Source organism: Streptomyces sp. NPDC104831 (genome assembly GCF_055583025.1).
On sequence record NZ_JBVJOT010000003.1, the window covers coordinates 143,976 to 160,296 of the forward strand.

Below are 16,321 nucleotides of genomic sequence, written 5' to 3' on the forward strand. Positions count from 1 at the left end.
GGCGTCGGCGGCCCACAAGAGGCGACCGCCGCGAGTCCGCGCTCACGCCGTCGACCCGTCTAGCGAGCCGGAGGAGGCGACTGCGGGTCCGGAGTGCATGCTGCTTCCTGGGCGGCCATAACCTCGTCGCCGTACTCGAAGGCCCAGGCGCCGACGGCGTCGATGGGCGCCAGCAAGGTCCGGCCCAGAGCGGTGAGCCGGTACTCGACCCGTGAGGGTGCGCCGGGGTCCGCCAGCCGCTCGACCAGTCCGTTGAACTGCAACCGGCGCAGAGTCTCGGTGAGGACCTTGGAACTGATGCCCCCGATCCGCTCCCGTAGGACGACCGGGCGCCTGGGACCATCGCGCAGTGCCCAGAGCACCACCGCATTCCAGGTGTTGGAGAGCAGGTCGAAGGCGAGGCGGGCGCGGCAGTCGGCGAGGAAGGCGTCGGTCGTCACGTACCAAATGGTGCCCCAACCGCCCTCTAGCGTCGGTGTGAACGGCGAAGCAGGCACGGAGAGGGGACGTGTGATGAGAATCGGCGTGCTGGGAACGGGCAACATGGCCGACGCGCTCGCCACCCACTGGGTGCGGGCCGGGCACCAGGTGGCCATCGGGGGACGGAACGCATACAAGGCGGAGCGGCTCGCGACGCGCATCCGAGGCAGCGTGAAGCCCGCCAGTCTGCGCGGGGCGGCCGAGTTCGGTCAGGTGGTGTTGGCCGCGCTGCCCTTCGGGGCGGGAGCCGACGTGGCACGGGACCTGCACACGGCCCTGGAGGGCAAGGTGCTGATCGACTGCTCCAACCCGGTCGGCCCGGGCTTCCGACTGCTGACGGAAGGAGGTCCCTCAGCCGCGCAGCTACTGGCCGCAGCGGCGCCAGGAGCCCACGTGGTCAAGGCTTTCAACCTCTGCCACCAGGACGTGTGGCGCATGCGGCCGCCCGTCTTCGACAGACGGCCACTGGCCGTACCGGTCTGCGGGGACGACCGGACAGCCCTCGCGCGCGTACGCGAGTTGGTGCGGGACCTGGGCTGCGAACCCGTGGCCGGCGGCGGCCTCGAACGTGCGGGACTACTGGAGGCGACCGCCGCGCTGTTCATCGCCCTGTGGGTCGGCGAGGGAGCGGATGCGCAAGCAATCGCACCTCCGCTGGCCTATGCGTCCGGACCGAGCCCCCGGGAAACGGAAGGTGGCACGGGGGCATTCCACTAGGGGTTCTCAAGGTGCACAGGGTCGAGTTCGATCACATGGTCCGGCTCGGACGGGTCTGCTCCCCGCAGCCGACCGAGGTCCGTTTCGGCACCAGCCGGGCCGGAGCCAGGGGCCGGCCGCCGGGCAACCGTACGAGCTGGGTGGACAGGGCGACCCCGCCGCCGAGTTCCTCGGCCCGCCAACCGGTGATGTCCGGCGACAGGCCGTACAGCGGGCGCCGACCAGTTCGGCGCAGGGCCGGTGCGCAAGCGCGCCGGGGGCGGGACCGCCGTGATCGGCGGCGTGGACCCGGGTGCGCGGCGGGCGAGCCACCCGCACGCCCCCGTCCGAGACCGGTTCGCCCTCGCCGACGCCGGGGAGTTGCCGCCCCGGCTCGGCGACGAGACGTTCCACCTGAGTTGCCCGTCCGTGCTCGTGCGCAAGGACCCCGACACGTACGCGCCGCTCCCCCCCCGGAGCGCGCGACGACCTGACCCACCTCCGGCCGTCGTCCGATCGGCAGGCGGCGATCGCCCATAGGCCGTGTATCGAAATGGCAGCCCGGGGGTGAGGAAGAGCGGCTGATTCAGTGGCTTCGCTGACTGCCGGCCCGCTGCGGGGCCGAAGCCGGGCTCGATGGGATCGTAGCGCGGCCCAGCGTCCCCGCCGGGCCGCGCTAGGCTCAGACCGGGCGGGGGCCGGCACCGGCGACCCGGAACACCGGCCAGCCGATCTCGGTGCGCCACTCCTCGGCGGCCGGGGTGTCGCGTGGGCCCACGAGGTAGGTCTCGCGCACCGGCCCGGCCACGGCGAGTGCGTGGTCGGCGACCCACCTGCCCAACTCGCCGTAGGTGACGTCGATGGTGTCGTGGGACCCCGGGTGCACGGTGACCGCCAGCTCGGCGGCCGGCAGCTCGGTGCCGTGGACGCGTCCGAGGTCCGGCACGGGCGCGGCGACCGGGACGTACACGAGCACGTCCCCGCGGCCCTCGCTGAACAGCGCGTTGTCGTAGAGGCCGCCCGCGGGGCCCGTGGGCGCGTCGATGACGGCGTCCAGCTCGGCCATCGCGCCCGCGTACCAGGACAGCACCTCCTCGTGGGAGACCGTGCCCCGCACCGCGGCCACGCGCCGCGCGGGCGCGTGGCGCAGCTCGACCGCGACACCGGCCGGTTCGGGGCGCAGCAGCCGTCGCAGCGACGCGACGGCCGCCTGGGTCCGCGACAGCTGGTCCTGGAGCCGCTGGAGGTGCTCGCCCACGAGGTCCGCGCGCACGGTCGGGTCCGGAGTGAGCAGGATCCGCCGGACGTCGGCGAGCGGTACGTCGAGTTCCCGCAGCCGGGAGATGACCTGTGCGGTGGGGATCTGGCCGGGGTCGTAGTACCGGTAGCCGCTCGACGGGTCCACGTGCGCGGGCTCCAGCAGCCCGGCCTCGTGGTAGCGGCGCAGCGTACGGATGCTCAGGTGGGTCAGCCGGGAGAATTCGCCGATCGTCAGCACGCCCCTACTGTGCACCCTCCCCCGGGGGGAGAGTGCAGCGCTTGACCCGGGTGCCGCGGGAGGCGGCACGCTCCGGCACATGACCAGCACTCCTTTCGTCTCCCCCGACCTCGCGGGGCGTCTCGCCGTCGTCACCGGCGCCGGACGGGGCACCGGCGCCGCGATCACGGCCCGCCTGCGCGCGGCCGGCGCCACCGTGCTCCCGACGGCCCGCACGGCGCCCGCGACCGGGGCCGCCGACCCGCTCTTCGTCACGGCCGACCTGACCACGCCGGACGGCGTCGACACCGTGGTCTCGGCGGTGCGCGACCGGCTGGGCACCCCGGACGTCGTCGTGCACACGCTCGGCGGCTCGCACGCGCCGGCCGGCGGATTCGCCGCCCTCACCGACGCCCACTGGCAGGACGAGCTCGCCCTCAACCTGCTGGCCGCCGTACGCCTGGACCGCGCACTCCTCCCGGCGATGCGGGACGCGGGCCGGGGCGCCGTCGTCCACGTCTCCTCCATCCAGCGCCGGCTGCCCCTGCCCGACGCCACACTCGGCTACGCCGCCGCCAAGGCCGCGCTGACCACGTACAGCAAGGGCCTCGCCCGGGAACTGGCCCCGCACGGAGTACGGGTCAACGTCGTCTTCCCGGGCGCGATCGCGACGGAGGGCACCACCGCCCTGGTCGCCCGCATCGCCGACGCACAGGGCATCGGCCGGGCCGCGGCCTGGGACCAGGTGCTGGCCTCGCTCGGTGGCATCCCCCTCGGCCGCCCGGCACGCCCCGAGGAGGTGGCCGAACTGGTCGCCTTCCTCGTCTCCGACCGTGCCGCCGCCATCACGGGCGCCGAGCACACCATCGACGGCGGCGCCGTCCCCACCCTCTGACCCCACCCCACAACCTAGGAGCGCACATGACCCACATCGGCCTCCCCGGCCTGCCCCTTCGGATCCAGACGTACCTCGACGCCCACACCCGCCACGACGTGCCCACGGCGGCCGACTGCTTCGGCCCCGTCCCGGTGGTCACCGACGACGGCCGCACCCACCACGGCCGCGACGCGGTCAGGGCCTGGCTGGAGAGGACCTCGACCGAGTACACCTACACGACCACCCCCCTCAGCGCCGTCCGGCACGACGACCGGCGCTGGACGGTGACCCAACGCCTCGAAGGCGACTTCCCCGGCGGCTCCGTCGACCTCGCCCACGCCTTCACGCTCGACGACGACGGACGCATCACCGAGCTCACCATCGCCGCGTGCATGTGAACGGGTGATCGCCGCCGGCAAGCTCCGTTTCTGCGGCACCGTCCGCCACGAGGTCATGCCCTCCTCGGCCGGCCGCGCTCGGCGCCCCCGACGTGACCGGTGAGAAGGCGGCCGTGACGGTGTTCGTGGTGCGCCGGCTCGTGGACCGCCACCTGCTGGCCGGCCTGAGCGCGAACCCGGCCGGGATGCCGCGCCATCCCGGCCGGGTCGACCAGGGCTGCCGGCGCGAGGACCTGGCGGGCCTGGTCCCAGGTGTGCCAGCGGCTCGGGCAGAGGCGGTGCCACGCCCCCACCGTACGCGGCGGAAAAGGTCGCCCGGCGCACCGAACCTTCGCCGGACATCGAGCGTCTCCAGGTGCGAGGGTGCGCACTGACCTCGCGCACCGAGTCGTATTCGAGGGGAACCGAACACGTGATGAAGACCAAAATGACCACCGTGGCCCTTGCGGCGATCGTCGCCGCCGGCACCGTCGGCACCGCCGTCCCGGCCTCGGCCGCCACCGCCAAGGCCGCGCCGACGCGTTGCCACACCGCCGACCTGAAGGCCGGTTTCGCCACCGGGGACGACGCGAAGCCCAAGATGGGGCGGACCGGGAAGCAGACGCAGGCGTTCATCTGGTTCACCAACAAGAGCAACCGCACCTGCACCCTGTCCGGCTTCGCCGGTGTCGACATGGTCGGCGCCCAGAAGACCGACGGCACCTGGTCCCTGGCGCGCTCCTCCAAGAAGCCCGCGAAGATCACCCTGAAGCGAGGGGGCACGACGGACTTCAGTATCAGCCTGCTCCCCGTCGCCAAGTCCACGCCGCAGAAGGAGAAGTTCGTCCCCGCGAAGTTCCTGGTCACCCCGCCGAACGAGACGAAGCCCTTCACCCTGAAGTGGCCGTTCGGCGGCCAGATCCTGAAGCAGGACGGCGCCACCCACCCGGGCACCTACCTCAACCCGGTCGGACAGTAACCCCCCGCGGCCGCGCGGCCGGAACTCCGGGAGGGCTTTGACCGCACCGCGCTCGTCCATCACCCGGCAACCCTCGGCGACCTGGTCCAGGGGCAGGGTGCGGTCGAAGACCCGGCCCGGCTGGAACCAGCCGGGCCCGCGACCGTGCGGGTGGTTAGGGGCCGGCGGCTCGGCCGCCGGGTCTGCCAAGGGGTGCTCGCAGGACCGCGTGTTCAGGGCGACGAAAGGTGCGGGCCACGGCCAGAACGCTGCGCATCGGCCCGCCGCATGACCCAAAGCCCGGAAGTTCTCACCGGCGACACCGGATGAGCCGGTGGAGAAGGCCGGTCGAGGCAGCCTTGTTGTCACCGGCCAGGCATCCCGCTCGTCACACGCGCTCATCCGGCAGGCTCGCTGTCACCAGAGCCGAAGGGCCGGGGTTCCCGGGCACCCCGGCGGTGCAGGGCCCGGGGCTGAGCCCTTCCACAGCGAGGCGGAAGAGGCGGTCGGCCTGGGCGCCGGGGTCCTCGTGGTGCTCGGTGGCCAGGGCGATGCCGACGGCGAGGGTCAGCAGGTCGTGGAAGGTGACATGCGGTGCGACCGCCTTGTCGCGGATGGCTCGCTGCAGCAGGGGATTCCCTGCCGCCTCGATTCTGTTGCCACAGGAGTGCGGGGCAGGTTCCTCGGTGGGGGGCTCGTAGCTGAGGATGTGGGCGAATCCACGGGCCGAGACCGCGTAGGCGACGAGAGCGCGGAGCCACTCCAAGAGGGCGGTGCGGCTGTCGTCGGCCGCACTCAGCCGGTGGGCATGCTCGCACAGGACTTCGATGCGTTCCTGGAAGACGGCTTCGAGGAGGGCCCGACGGGTGGGGAAGTGTCGGCGTACGGTCGCCGATCCGACGCCTGCGGCCCGGGCGATCTGCTCCTGGGACGCGTCGGCACCGTGCGCGGCGACCTCGGCCTCGGCGACGGCGAGGATGAGCCGGTAATTGCGTCGGGCGTCTGAGCGTTGGCCGGTCATGATCTCCCCATTGCTAAACGGCGGGCCCCGCCATATCGTAGCGGCAGACGAAACGGCGGGCCCCGCCGTTTTCATTCTCCGCTTCGTGAGGAGCAGCGGCCATGCCCGTCGACAGCGATACCGTCCTGGTCACCGGAGCGACAGGCCAGCAAGGCGGGGCCACGGCTCGCGCACTCCTGGCCGCCGGGACACCCGTGCGTGCACTCGTACGCGACCCGTGGTCGCAGCCCGCACGCGCGATCGAGGCGCTCGGTGCCGAGCTGGTACGAGCGGACCTTTCCGACCGGGCCACCCTCGGCCCGGCGGTCGAGGGGGTCCGCGCCGTGTTCTCCGTGCAGATGCCGCCGATGAGCGAGGCCGGTGTGGACTTCGCGGGCGAGCTCACCCAGGCCACCAACCTGATCGATGCGGCGAAGACCGAGGGCGTGCGGCAGTTCGTGCAGTCCTCGACCAGTGGAGTCGGTGAGCACACCCAGGCCCCCGGCTGGGCCGAAGGCCGCTGGGCGGCGATGGCCGACTACTTCCACACCAAGCAGGCGATCATGGAGGCGGTACGGGGTGCGGGCTTCGCCCGCTGGACGGTGATCAAGCCCGCCTTCTTCATGGAGAACCTACCGCAGTTGGCGCCCCGAGGGCCCCGCGGGGGCCTGCTGACGGTACTGAGACCGGACACCGAACTGGCCCTGGTGGCCGTGCGGGACATCGGCACGGCCGCGGCGCACGCCCTCCGAGACCCCGACCGGTTCCACCAAGTGGAACTGGAACTGGCCGGTGACCTGCGCACGATGGAACAGATCGCGCAGACCTTGTCCGCCGCCTGGGGCGTGCCTGTGTCCGCGCCTTCCATGAGCCTGGAGGAGGCCCTCGACGCGGGCATGCCGAAGTGGGGAGCCGGGCACGAGTGGAACAACGTGGTCCTCCAGCCCGCCCGCCCCGAATTCGCCCGGGAGTTGGGCATCCCGATCACCACCTTCGCCGAGTGGGCGGATGAGCAGCTGACACCCGTGTCCGGCCAGGGGGATCCGGCGCTGTGACCTTCGGCGGCGCCCGGGGCGGATGCCGGATCCACCGGCCCGCCTGCCGCTGTGTCCACGGAGACGGTGCCGACCGACGACGCGGGAAGACTTTCCGAGGAACTCCAGCCTCCACCCCGTAGACCCCGACTACCCCGTAGACCCCGACCGCGATGCCGTCGACCGCGCGCTTGGACGGCCTGTCCGGAGAAGGCGCCACCGGGCCATCCATCGGACACCGCTGCGGAAAGCTCGGCTCAGGACCCGAACCACCGCTGGAGCAGCACGCCGGGACGAGCGGCCTCGGCCCGCCGCGTAGGCGTGGCGGGGCCGCGGGGCGCTCAGGTGCGGGACCGGTGGTAGTGGCGGCGGGCGCGTTCCCGGTTGCCGCAGTCGCCGGAGCTGCACCAGCGGCGCGTGCCGCTGCGACTGCGGTCGAGGAAGAACCATCCGCAGCCCGGGCCCTCGCAGCGCCTGATCCGCCGCACGAGCGGACCTGCGAGGAGTTCGTCGGCCTGCAGGGCCAGGGCATGGGCGAGGTCCGCGAATCCCGTCGCCTTCACTTGCCAGCGCAGCGGCAACGCCGCCGGCAGGTCGGCTCGCTGACGAGCCGCCAGGATCGATCGGCGGAGTACCCCCCAAGGACCGTCCGGCAAGTGACTGTTGTCGGCCAACGCGTCCAGCACCTCCCACAGGGCGCTTCTCAGGGCCTCCAGGGCTGCGAGTTCGTGCGAGGTGCGGGACGGGTCGACCCGCTCGTCCGGTGAGGCGGGGTCCAGGAGCGCTGTCGCCTCCTCGGTGGTGAACAGCTGGACGCGGCCCGCCCAGCGGATCCATGCCTCGACGCCCTCCACACGAGCGACGCGGCGATCGGGGTCCGTGCGCCAGGCGACCGTGTTGGCGAAGTCGAGGACGGGGTGCCCGCCGATGAGGGCCACCTCCAGGTGGGTCGAGCGCGCCTCGGGTCCCTTGCCGGTCGTGTCCTGGGCTCTGTTCACCTTCACCACCCTAACCACCCGCTTCCATCTAATGGCCATAATCACTTATGCTTGTTAGGTTGCGCTCATGTTCAAACAACTTCCTTCGCAGGAGGGCGCGTTACCCCGGCAGCGGCTGCGCGCAGGACTGCGCGTCGGACTCGCCCTCGGGACGGCCTCGTTCCTGCTGGCCGTGAGCTTCGGGGCGGTCACGCAGTCCCAGGGGTGGGCCGCGGCCGGTGCCGTCCTCTGCTCCATGGCCGTCTTCTCCGCTTCGGCGCAGTTCGCCCTCGTCTCGACGCTCGGCGCGGGCGGCGGGGTCGCCTCGGCCGTCGTCGCCGCCGCCCTCGTCAACGCGCGTTTCCTGCCCATGGGTGTGTCGGCCTCCGGTGCCCTTCGCGGAGGGCGGCTGCGCCGGGCGGTCGAGGCCCAGGCGGTGGTGGACGGCTCATGGGCCGCCGCGCACCGGGGAGACGGCCGCTTCGATCGGCGGGTGCTCTTCGCCTCCAGTGCCGTCCAATGGGTCCTGTGGGTCGCGGGCACCGCGCTCGGCGCCGTGCTGGCGCCCAGCCCGCGGTTGCTGACCTCCCTGGGGCTGGACGTGGTGGCGCCCGCCATGTTCCTGTTCCTCCTTCTCGACGCGCCGGGAACCGGCCGTCCGTACTGGACGACCGCACTGCTGGGCGGAACCATCGCCGCGGGACTGTCCTTCCTCCTCCCTATGGGGCCCGCGCTGATCGGCGCCGCCTGCGCCTCCCTGACGGCCCTGGCGCGCCCCCTGTCGAAGGAGGGCCAGGACGGTCCGCGCCGGCGGCACCCGGGCGAACGGACCGGAACGGAGCCTCCACGATGACCCCGTGGCCGGCCGTCGCCGCCGTCGCCGCCCTCAGCTTCGCTCTCAAAGCCGCCGGTCCGACTGCGCTCGGCGAGCGAGAGCTGCCCCCTCGCGCCCGGGCGGTGATCGCGCTCATGGCCCCCGCGCTGCTGGCGGGACTCGTCACCGTCGAGATCGCCGGCGACAGGTGGCGAACGGTCGATCCCGCCCTCCTCGCGGCCCTGACGGCCGTCCCGCTCCTGCGCCGGTGCCGGCTGCCCATGCCCGCCGTCCTGGTCGGCGCGGCCCTCCTGGCCGCCACCGTGCGCGGACTGACGACTTGACCGCCCGCCAAGCCACCCGCCCCTGCCGGCAGGGCCGCAAGCGCCCTTGCCCACCACGGACCACCGCGTCGGCCAGGGAATCTCAGGGGTGGTGCCCTGAGTGCCTCCGGGGCACCACCCCACTCGCTTTCAGGGCTTTCCCCGAGTGCGCTGACGCATCCTCCGCACCTAGCGTGTAGTCATGCCAACTTCCCGACACATCACGGCATTCGCGACATGTGCGGTGGTGCTCGCCGGCCTCGCGACGACCGCGACCGAGGCCACCGCCGGGACCGACCCATTGGCCCGCTTCCACCGCCGGCACGTCGACTGGCACGCCTGCGCCCTCGGCCTCGGAGACGAGCTCGGCCGGAGGCTGGACGCCGCCGGCGCCGACTGCGCCGACATCGCCGTGCCGCTCGACTACACCAAGCCCGGCGGCCGCACCCTCAGCATCGCCATCTCCCGCCTGAAGGCCACCGACACCGCCCACCGCGTGGGCCCGCTGCTGTTCAACGACGGCGGCCCGGCCGGCCCCGGGCTCCACATGCCGCTGACCAAGTCAGAGGTGATGGGAAGGATCGCCGACCGTTACGACCTGATCGGCATGGACCCGCGCTTCGTCGGCCGGAGCACCCCGCTGGACTGCGGCTGGCATCTCGGCTCGGCACCGCTCCGCTCCGCGGGCGCCGACGCGGCGGCCTACCGCGAGGAGGTCACCGTCGCCCGCGAGCTGGCCCGGCAGTGCGAACGCGCCCAGGGCGACGTGCTGCCTTATGTGACCACCCGCAACACCGCCCGCGACATGGACGTCATCCGCGCCGCCCTCGGCGCCGACACCTTGTCCTACGTCGGCTACTCCTACGGCAGTTACCTCGGCGAGGTCTACACCCAGCTCTTCCCCGGCCGCACCGAACGCATGGTCCTGGACGGCGTCATGTTCCCGCCGCGCTACAGCCCCGCCCTGCTGCGCGGCGCCGAAGCGGCCAACGAGGCGGCCCTGCGCGCATGGGCGTCATGGGCCGCCGCACGGGACGGCACCTACGGCCTGGGCGCCACGCGCGGCCAGGTCCTGACCACGGTGAAGCACGTCCTCGACGCCGCCGCACAGAGGCCACTGAGGATCGGAAAGGAGTACCTGCTGGACGAGCACGTGCTGCCCACCGTCCTCCTCGGCGGTCTCGGCAGCGATCTCGACCAGCGGCGAGCCGACCTGGCCGACACCGTACGGCTGCTGGCGCGCGCCGCGGACCGCGAACCGGTCGAGCCGTCCGACCGGCTGGCTGGGCAATTGGAATTCCTGCTGACCGGCGCGGGCTCGGCCTCCGCCGGGCAGATGACCGCGATCGTCTGCGGTGACGTGGCGGAGCGGCGCGGTGTCGGCAGCTACTGGCGTGCGGTCGAGGCCTCCCGCGAACGGTTCCCCCTGACCGGGCCGGTGGCCGGCAACATAACCCCTTGCGAGTTCTGGGACCGGCCCGCAGAAGCGCCGACCGTACTCGACAACGACGTCCCGGCCCTGCTGGTCGCCGCCACCGGCGACCCCCGCACCCCCTACTCCGGCGCCGAGGCCATGCGCGGGCAGTGGCCCGGCTCCCGGCTCCTCACCGTGCAGGGTGCCCGCCAGCACGGCCTGTACGGCGAGTACGGCAACGCGTGTGTCGACAGCCTGGTCAACGCCTACCTGCGCACGGGACGGCTGCCCCCGCACGACCCGACCTGCGAGGCCTCGGGTCCGCGGGTGGCCGAACGGCAGACACCTGCGAAGCGATAGGTCACCCTCGGCGGAGCCGGTCCCGCTCCCGGGCGGGGCGGTTCCCACCGACGGCTCTGGCGCAGGGGGCTCGGCATCGGGAGGTTCCATGTGCACGGCTGCCTCGCCCATGGAACGTCGTCCGTCACGCGCCTGCGCTTCCGCATCCCCCACCGTCGCCCGCGCCGGCATATCCGCACTGCGAGGTCTGCGAGGCGGCCAGCCCGCCAAGGGCCACCGCGCCGACAGGGGTGACGGCAAGAGCGGTCAGAGCACCGGCCGGACGCCAGGGCGCCGGACATGCTCATTCACCGCGCAGGATGTCGAGAGTCGGCCGGACGCGGTACGGCACCCGGACCCGGGCCGGCTTGACGAGCTTTGTACAGCATCGCCATTCCCCGGTGGCCTCCGTCCGCTCGGGGTGGTTGTCCCCACGACGGCAGGTCGACGAGCTCACCGGCGGCGAGGCCCACAGGTACCGCCATGCGGGATCGTTCGCCCAGCGCCGGGGTGGCGCCCTCGCGCGTCCGGCGGCCGCGGTCAGTACTTCGGCGCTCAGTGGTTCAGCGTTCAGTGGTTCGCGGTTCAAGAGGGGTCCGTCGTCCCGTACGCGGTACCGGATACCTGCCAGCCACTGTCGCCGCACTCATCGGAGGCCCTTATGCAGCGCGTCCGGAACCTCGCACGCTGGGTCGCAGCCGGCGCCCTGGTCTCTTCCCTCTCCGTCGCCGTCCCGGCCACGGCCGCCCCCGGCTCGCCTGCCTGTGATCGCGTCACCCTGTCCTGGGCAGGTGGTACGGCCAAGCCGGGCGGCGGCAGCGACCGGCAGGAGACGGCCCGCGTCCAGGTGAGGAACACCGGGGACCGTGCCTGCTCCCTGCTCGGCGCCCCGTCGGTCAAGCTCACCACGAACGGCGTGCCGGAAACGCTTCTCCAGCAGCGCGGAGGCGACAGCGTGAATCTCGCCCCCGGCAAGACCGCGACGTTCACCATCACCTTCCTCGGCGACACCGGGAAGAACGGGAACGAGACCATCCGTCCCGACCAGGCCGTGGTCACCCTGCCCGGCGGCACCCTGAAGACCCTCACGTGGCGGTGGGGCAGCGTCACCCGGCAGGAGGCCGCCAGCCGCCCGGGCAACTACGTCAGCCCGCTCACCTGACCCCGACCAGCCGCCCGGCCGATCCGGACCCCGGAGGGAGAACGGGCGGTGTCATGAGGTCAGTGTGATGTGCCGGGACTCGTCGGCCGTGTCCACGCATTCCTGGTACGGGTTCGGGTCGCCCTGCCGTTCCTGGCAGCGCCATACGGCACCGTCCGCGTCGACCGTGGTGACCGCTCCGCTCCCCCGCGTCCCGGCCTTGGTGTAGGCGCCCGCCACCCGCAGGGCGACCGCGCAGTCCTCCGCCCTTCCGGCCGACACCGCCAGACCCGTGGCACCGTCCGTGCCACACAGCACGCTCCGTGCCCCGGCGCCCCCGCTCCCGGCGGAGACCGCCGCCGGGGCGGAGAACCCCAACAGGGCGAGGCTCACCAGCGCCCCTGCCCCCACTGTTCCCATTCGGTTCATACGCAGATCCCATGATCTCGATCTCGGCAGTTGTCCGGACGACGGCTGTCACGGGCCCGGGACCGGTAGGCAGAGCCTACGGACCAGGAGCCCGGCGCCCTCGCCCCCACGATGAGCCCGCCCGCAGAGCCGCGCCACTTGTACGACCCACCCCGGGTACTCGGCGAACCACTGCTCGCCGCTCGGCCGCTACCGTCCGCCGGCAGCCGTTCGGCGCCCCCGGACAAGGATGGCGGCGAGGCGGAAGGCGGCCTGGTAGGCGGTGGCACTTTTCCGGTTTTCCGCCCCCCGCGCGGCGGAGCGCGGTTGGATGTCCTCATGACCTCCGCCGAGCACGCGCGGCTGATGCGCGCCAACCAGGCGAACTGGGACGCCCGCACCCCGGTCCACGTCACCAGCCGGTTCTACGGCCTGGACGAGGACCTGAATCCGGAGCGCTGGTTCGCCGCGTTCGAGTGGGAGGACCTCGGCGAGTTGTCCGGCCGGGACGTCCTGCACCTCCAGTGCCACCTCGGCACGGAGACGCTCGCCCTCGCCCGGCGTGGGGCCCGGGCGGTCGGCCTGGACTTCTCGGCGGCGTCCGTGACGGCCGCGCGGGACCTCGCCGAGAAGTCGGGCCTCGACGTCACCTACGTCCAGGCCAACGTGTACGACGCCGTGGCGGCGCTGGAGGGCCGGCGGTTCGACGTCGTCTACACCGGCAAGGGCGCCCTGTGCTATCTGCCCGACCTCGAACGGTGGGCGGACGTCGTGGCCAGGCTTCTGCGCCCCGGCGGGCGGTTGTACGTCGTGGAGTTCCACCCGCTGCTCAACGCGCTCGGCCCGAAGCCGGGTCCGGGTGAGGGACCGGAGCTGCTGCTGCGCCACGACTACCTGGCGGGCTCCGGTCCGGTGCACCGGGATGCCACCTACACCTACACCGACGGGCCGGCCGTGCAGGGCGCCACGGACAGTTACGAGTGGATGCACGGAGTCGGAGAGGTCGTGAACGCGTTGACGGATGCCGGACTGGGCGTCCGGCGACTACGGGAGAGCGACGAGCTTCCCTGGCCGCGCTGGCCGCAGATGGTCCGTACGGACTCTGGCTGGTGGCGGCTCCCCGAGCCGCGGATCCCCCTTCTGTACGGCCTGCTGGCCGTTCGCTGAGCGTCGCCCACACCGTCTCACCGCGCCCGTACGATGAGCAGGCCGAAATTCCCGGCCATGCAGCGAAAGTACCAACAAAAACACGGAGAAGCGGCAGCTACGCAGGGAGGTTTCTGTTCCGTACGCCATGATCACCGGGATAGCCTCGGGCCATGCAACTCGGCGTCAACGTACCGAATTTCGGCCTGGGGACCGATCCCGGCATCCTGCGTGAATGGGCGCGGCTCGCGGAGGGCCTCGGCTTCGGCACCCTCATGGTGTCGGACCATGTGGCGGTCACCCCGGACGTGGCCGAGCGGTACCCGGAACCGTTCTATGAGCCGTTCACCACCCTGTCATGGCTGGCCGGTCTCACCACCACGGTGCGGCTGGGCACGACCGTGCTCATCCTGCCGTACCGGCACCCCCTCCTGGTGGCCCGCATCGCCGCCAACCTCCACCAGCTGAGCGGCGGCCGGTTCGTCCTCGGGGCGGGCGTCGGCTGGGCCCGGCAGGAGTTCGAGGCACTGGGCGTGCCGTTCGCCGCGCGTGGCCGGTTGACGGACGAGTGTCTCGGCGTCCTCCGGGAGGCCAGGGACGCGGGGCGCCAGGGGGGCGGCTTTCCTGTCTGGGTCGGCGGCCACAGCGAGGCGGCCCTGCGGCGCGCCGTGAGGTTCGGTGACGCCTGGCACCCGCTGCGGCTCTCCCTCCCCCACATGCGTACGGTCCTGCGACGGCACGCGTTGCCGGGATTCGCACCCCGCATCGCCCTGCGCGTCACCGGCGCGCCGGTCGACGCCTGCGACCGGCCCGCCGGCGTCGGCACCGTCGAGCAGATCCTCGACGATCTGGACCAGTTGCGCCTGCTGGGCGCTGACACCGTCGTACTCGACCCCTACCACGGAGACCCGGAAGAGACCCGTCGGCCCGACGCGGCATGGCGGGCACTCACCACCGTGGCCACCCACTGGAGCACTCGATCATGATCACCTCGGCCGACGAGGCCCTTCTGCGGCGTGCCATCGGCATCGCCGCCCACGCGGTCGCCCTGGGCGACGCGCCGTACGGTTCCCTCCTGGCCGGGCCGGACGGCACCGTGCTCGCGGAAGCCCACAACACGGTCCGGCGGGACAACGACATCACCGCCCACCCGGAACTGAAGCTCGCCCGCTGGGCGGCCCGCGAACTCGACCCGGACACGGCTGCCCGAACCATCCTGTACACCAGCTGCCAGCCGTGCGGGATGTGCGACGGCGGCATCGTCCGCTCCGGCATCGGCCGGGTCGTCTACGCGCTGTCGACCGAGCAACTCGTCGCGCTCAATCCGCCGTCGGGCGCCTGGCCGACGGTGCCGCACGACGGGCCGGCCCTCCACGACGAGGCACGGACCCCCGTAGCGGCCTATTACCGGCCCACCCGATGACCACCACCGGCGGTCCGTCCGGCACCCGAAGGCGGAAGGGCACGGGAACAGCGCACTGCACGCCTCAGCAGGCGCCCTCGTCCTGCCACGGCCCCCACTGCGAGGCGCCGGGCGTCTCGTTCTGGGTCCACCACTTGGCCTTCCAGTTGTGCTTGCCGTACGAGACCTCGGCACCGGCCGTGTAGGCCGTCGTGCCGCTCCAGGCCGGCTTGCAGGAGGCCGGGGTCGTCGGGGTCGGCGTGGGGGTGGGGGTGGGCGTGGGCGTGGTGGTCGGCGGGGTGACCCCGGCGAACTTCACGGAGTACTTGGCGAAGTCCCAGGCGTTCTGGGCCACACTGGAGCAGGTGCCGGACGTGCGGCCGCCGTTGTCGGCCGGCGTGCACTGCCGGTCGCGGTTCAGCGACCAGAACGTGAACCGGTCCATGTGGTGGTCGGTGGCGTAGTCGAGCACGGTCTGGAAGTCGGCCTGGGCGAAGTACTCACCGGTGTCGCTGCGGCCGTTCATGCCCGAGAAGCCCTCGTGGGCGTAGGCGGTGGCCTCGTCCCAGCCGAAGGTGGACTGGAGCACGCCGTTGAACTTGGTGAGCGCGGCGGTCTGGCTCGCCGCGCCGTTGAAGCCGCCGTCGAACGGCATGATGGAGAAGTTGTTCGGGGTGAACCCCTGCGCCTTGGCCTCCAGCAGCATCTGCTTGCCGAACCAGCCGGTGCCGTCCGCCGTGCCGGCCGTGGTCACGGACACGTACAGCCCGGGGTTGTTCTGCTGGAGGATCTTCGCGGCGCCGATCTCGTTCCTGATCGCCGCGGTGTTCTCGTACTCCGGCTCCTCCAGGTCGAAGTCGATGGCGCGCAACCCGTACTTGGTGATGACCTGCTGGTAGGCCGCCGCCGTGGACGCCGGGTCCGCGCAGGCCTGGCCGAGCTTGGTGCCGCCGTAGCCGCCGATGGAGACCGAGACGTCCCCGCCCTTGGCCCGGATGGTGTCGATCACCGACCGTACGGCGGTGTCCGAGCCGACCGGCGCCGTGCCGTCCCAAGTAGGCGTGCAGCCGCCGCCGCTGGGCGCGAGGATGAAGGCGAGCTGGAACGCCTTCAGACCGGTGGCGTCCATGATGGCGGCCGGGTCCGGCGGGTCGTTGTCCAGCGGCATCAGATAAGGGGCGGCGGCGTACCAGCGGTTGTCGAGCGCGCTGGTCGCGCCCGAGGCGCTGCCGGCGACCAGCGCGGTGGCGCCGGCGGCGGCGAGGCCGACGGCCGCCGCCGCGCCCAGGCATGCCCGAAGACGTCTCATGTGTGCCTCCAGAGGGAAGGGTGAGGACCCCAGAGCGGGGAGCCCTACCCTCCGGGAGCTGTTGCGGCCACGTCAATAATTTGGACTAGACCAACTTCCTCTTTGGACTAGACCATACGTTTCCTTTACCTCGCGCCTACCAGGCACGG

At 72.3% G+C, this 16,321-nt stretch carries 18 protein-coding genes and 1 pseudogene; 12 read left to right on the forward strand and 7 right to left on the reverse strand.

What is annotated here, in order from left to right:
• Nucleotides 1-59: 59 nt before the first annotated feature.
• Nucleotides 60-440: a winged helix-turn-helix transcriptional regulator gene (locus tag ACZ63H_RS03265; protein ID WP_469861622.1), complete on the reverse strand. Its 381-nt coding sequence runs from the start codon at nucleotides 438-440 to the stop codon at nucleotides 60-62.
• A gap of 73 nt (nucleotides 441-513) precedes the next feature.
• Here ACZ63H_RS03265 and ACZ63H_RS03270 point away from each other — a divergent pair, with 73 nt between their 5' ends.
• A complete protein-coding gene (locus ACZ63H_RS03270) occupies nucleotides 514-1,197 on the forward strand; it encodes an NADPH-dependent F420 reductase (protein WP_469861812.1) in 684 nt (227 codons plus the stop codon).
• Between the two features lie 661 nt (nucleotides 1,198-1,858).
• Here ACZ63H_RS03270 and ACZ63H_RS03275 read toward each other — a convergent pair.
• On the reverse strand, nucleotides 1,859-2,674 hold the full coding sequence (locus tag ACZ63H_RS03275) for a MerR family transcriptional regulator (protein WP_469861624.1): 816 nt from the start codon (nucleotides 2,672-2,674) through the stop codon (nucleotides 1,859-1,861).
• 79 nt (nucleotides 2,675-2,753) lie between these two features.
• Here ACZ63H_RS03275 and ACZ63H_RS03280 point away from each other — a divergent pair, with 79 nt between their 5' ends.
• The 3 genes from ACZ63H_RS03280 (at nucleotide 2,754) to ACZ63H_RS03290 (ending at nucleotide 4,886) form a co-directional block, all read left to right on the forward strand.
• Nucleotides 2,754-3,548 carry an SDR family oxidoreductase gene (locus tag ACZ63H_RS03280; RefSeq protein WP_469861626.1) on the forward strand — a complete coding sequence of 265 codons (795 nt, stop codon included), beginning with the start codon at nucleotides 2,754-2,756 and terminating at the stop codon, nucleotides 3,546-3,548.
• Nucleotides 3,549-3,574: 26 nt separating this feature from the next.
• Nucleotides 3,575-3,928 carry a nuclear transport factor 2 family protein gene (locus ACZ63H_RS03285; protein ID WP_469861628.1) on the forward strand — a complete coding sequence of 118 codons (354 nt, stop codon included), beginning with the start codon at nucleotides 3,575-3,577 and terminating at the stop codon, nucleotides 3,926-3,928.
• 415 nt (nucleotides 3,929-4,343) lie between these two features.
• Nucleotides 4,344-4,886 carry a DUF4232 domain-containing protein gene (locus ACZ63H_RS03290; RefSeq protein ID WP_469861814.1) on the forward strand — a complete coding sequence of 181 codons (543 nt, stop codon included), beginning with the start codon at nucleotides 4,344-4,346 and terminating at the stop codon, nucleotides 4,884-4,886.
• Between the two features lie 30 nt (nucleotides 4,887-4,916).
• On the opposite strand, the pseudogene ACZ63H_RS03295 reads toward ACZ63H_RS03290, so the two are convergent.
• Nucleotides 4,917-5,018 (reverse strand): annotated as a pseudogene (locus ACZ63H_RS03295) (IMP dehydrogenase); the annotation flags it as partial.
• 235 nt (nucleotides 5,019-5,253) lie between these two features.
• Nucleotides 5,254-5,886, reverse strand: coding sequence for a TetR/AcrR family transcriptional regulator (locus ACZ63H_RS03300; protein ID WP_469861630.1), 633 nt, complete (start codon nucleotides 5,884-5,886; stop codon nucleotides 5,254-5,256).
• Between the two features lie 101 nt (nucleotides 5,887-5,987).
• Here ACZ63H_RS03300 and ACZ63H_RS03305 point away from each other — a divergent pair, with 101 nt between their 5' ends.
• Entirely contained in the window at nucleotides 5,988-6,920 is a 933-nt protein-coding gene (locus tag ACZ63H_RS03305; RefSeq protein WP_469861632.1) for an NmrA family NAD(P)-binding protein, read from the forward strand.
• Nucleotides 6,921-7,240: 320 nt separating this feature from the next.
• On the opposite strand, the gene ACZ63H_RS03310 is transcribed toward ACZ63H_RS03305, so the two are convergent.
• Nucleotides 7,241-7,897 carry a CGNR zinc finger domain-containing protein gene (locus ACZ63H_RS03310; protein WP_469861634.1) on the reverse strand — a complete coding sequence of 219 codons (657 nt, stop codon included), beginning with the start codon at nucleotides 7,895-7,897 and terminating at the stop codon, nucleotides 7,241-7,243.
• Between the two features lie 67 nt (nucleotides 7,898-7,964).
• Here ACZ63H_RS03310 and ACZ63H_RS03315 point away from each other — a divergent pair, with 67 nt between their 5' ends.
• The 4 genes from ACZ63H_RS03315 (at nucleotide 7,965) to ACZ63H_RS03330 (ending at nucleotide 11,928) form a co-directional block, all read left to right on the forward strand.
• Nucleotides 7,965-8,729: an AzlC family ABC transporter permease gene (locus tag ACZ63H_RS03315; RefSeq protein WP_469861635.1), complete on the forward strand. Its 765-nt coding sequence runs from the start codon at nucleotides 7,965-7,967 to the stop codon at nucleotides 8,727-8,729.
• A complete protein-coding gene (locus ACZ63H_RS03320; RefSeq protein WP_469861637.1) occupies nucleotides 8,726-9,034 on the forward strand; it encodes an AzlD domain-containing protein in 309 nt (102 codons plus the stop codon). The genes ACZ63H_RS03315 and ACZ63H_RS03320 overlap by 4 nt, the downstream gene beginning before the upstream one ends.
• A gap of 181 nt (nucleotides 9,035-9,215) precedes the next feature.
• Nucleotides 9,216-10,787: an alpha/beta hydrolase gene (locus ACZ63H_RS03325; RefSeq protein WP_469861639.1), complete on the forward strand. Its 1,572-nt coding sequence runs from the start codon at nucleotides 9,216-9,218 to the stop codon at nucleotides 10,785-10,787.
• A 640-nt stretch (nucleotides 10,788-11,427) separates the two neighbouring features.
• Entirely contained in the window at nucleotides 11,428-11,928 is a 501-nt protein-coding gene (locus ACZ63H_RS03330) for a DUF4232 domain-containing protein (RefSeq protein ID WP_469861641.1), read from the forward strand.
• 51 nt (nucleotides 11,929-11,979) lie between these two features.
• On the opposite strand, the gene ACZ63H_RS03335 is transcribed toward ACZ63H_RS03330, so the two are convergent.
• Nucleotides 11,980-12,327, reverse strand: coding sequence for a hypothetical protein (locus ACZ63H_RS03335; RefSeq protein WP_469861643.1), 348 nt, complete (start codon nucleotides 12,325-12,327; stop codon nucleotides 11,980-11,982).
• A gap of 327 nt (nucleotides 12,328-12,654) precedes the next feature.
• Between ACZ63H_RS03335 and ACZ63H_RS03340 the strand changes: the two genes are divergently transcribed.
• The 3 genes from ACZ63H_RS03340 (at nucleotide 12,655) to ACZ63H_RS03350 (ending at nucleotide 14,884) form a co-directional block, all read left to right on the forward strand.
• Entirely contained in the window at nucleotides 12,655-13,482 is an 828-nt protein-coding gene (locus ACZ63H_RS03340; RefSeq protein WP_469861645.1) for a class I SAM-dependent methyltransferase, read from the forward strand.
• Between the two features lie 152 nt (nucleotides 13,483-13,634).
• A complete protein-coding gene (locus ACZ63H_RS03345) occupies nucleotides 13,635-14,447 on the forward strand; it encodes an LLM class flavin-dependent oxidoreductase (protein WP_469861646.1) in 813 nt (270 codons plus the stop codon).
• Entirely contained in the window at nucleotides 14,444-14,884 is a 441-nt protein-coding gene (locus ACZ63H_RS03350) for a nucleoside deaminase (protein ID WP_469861648.1), read from the forward strand. Before ACZ63H_RS03345 ends, ACZ63H_RS03350 begins: the two co-directional genes overlap by 4 nt.
• A 64-nt stretch (nucleotides 14,885-14,948) precedes the next feature.
• Here the strand turns inward: ACZ63H_RS03350 and ACZ63H_RS03355 are convergent, their stop codons facing one another.
• Nucleotides 14,949-16,172 carry a chitinase gene (locus ACZ63H_RS03355; RefSeq protein ID WP_469861650.1) on the reverse strand — a complete coding sequence of 408 codons (1,224 nt, stop codon included), beginning with the start codon at nucleotides 16,170-16,172 and terminating at the stop codon, nucleotides 14,949-14,951.
• Nucleotides 16,173-16,321: the final 149 nt, after the last annotated feature.

Excerpts from the sequence above, each read along its gene's own strand:
- ACZ63H_RS03335 (WP_469861643.1), bottom strand. The coding sequence starts at position 12,327 with ATGGGAACAGTGGGGGCAGGGGCGCTGGTGAGCCTCGCCCTGTTGGGG.
- ACZ63H_RS03315 (WP_469861635.1), top strand. The coding sequence starts at position 7,965 with ATGTTCAAACAACTTCCTTCGCAGGAGGGCGCGTTACCCCGGCAGCGG.
- ACZ63H_RS03345 (WP_469861646.1), top strand. The coding sequence starts at position 13,635 with ATGCAACTCGGCGTCAACGTACCGAATTTCGGCCTGGGGACCGATCCC.
- ACZ63H_RS03270 (WP_469861812.1), top strand. The coding sequence starts at position 514 with ATGAGAATCGGCGTGCTGGGAACGGGCAACATGGCCGACGCGCTCGCC.
- ACZ63H_RS03320 (WP_469861637.1), top strand. The coding sequence starts at position 8,726 with ATGACCCCGTGGCCGGCCGTCGCCGCCGTCGCCGCCCTCAGCTTCGCT.
- ACZ63H_RS03290 (WP_469861814.1), top strand. The coding sequence starts at position 4,344 with ATGAAGACCAAAATGACCACCGTGGCCCTTGCGGCGATCGTCGCCGCC.
- ACZ63H_RS03355 (WP_469861650.1), bottom strand. The coding sequence starts at position 16,172 with ATGAGACGTCTTCGGGCATGCCTGGGCGCGGCGGCGGCCGTCGGCCTC.
- ACZ63H_RS03325 (WP_469861639.1), top strand. The coding sequence starts at position 9,216 with ATGCCAACTTCCCGACACATCACGGCATTCGCGACATGTGCGGTGGTG.
- ACZ63H_RS03305 (WP_469861632.1), top strand. The coding sequence starts at position 5,988 with ATGCCCGTCGACAGCGATACCGTCCTGGTCACCGGAGCGACAGGCCAG.
- ACZ63H_RS03280 (WP_469861626.1), top strand. The coding sequence starts at position 2,754 with ATGACCAGCACTCCTTTCGTCTCCCCCGACCTCGCGGGGCGTCTCGCC.
- ACZ63H_RS03285 (WP_469861628.1), top strand. The coding sequence starts at position 3,575 with ATGACCCACATCGGCCTCCCCGGCCTGCCCCTTCGGATCCAGACGTAC.
- ACZ63H_RS03350 (WP_469861648.1), top strand. The coding sequence starts at position 14,444 with ATGATCACCTCGGCCGACGAGGCCCTTCTGCGGCGTGCCATCGGCATC.
- ACZ63H_RS03300 (WP_469861630.1), bottom strand. The coding sequence starts at position 5,886 with ATGACCGGCCAACGCTCAGACGCCCGACGCAATTACCGGCTCATCCTC.
- ACZ63H_RS03330 (WP_469861641.1), top strand. The coding sequence starts at position 11,428 with ATGCAGCGCGTCCGGAACCTCGCACGCTGGGTCGCAGCCGGCGCCCTG.
- ACZ63H_RS03340 (WP_469861645.1), top strand. The coding sequence starts at position 12,655 with ATGACCTCCGCCGAGCACGCGCGGCTGATGCGCGCCAACCAGGCGAAC.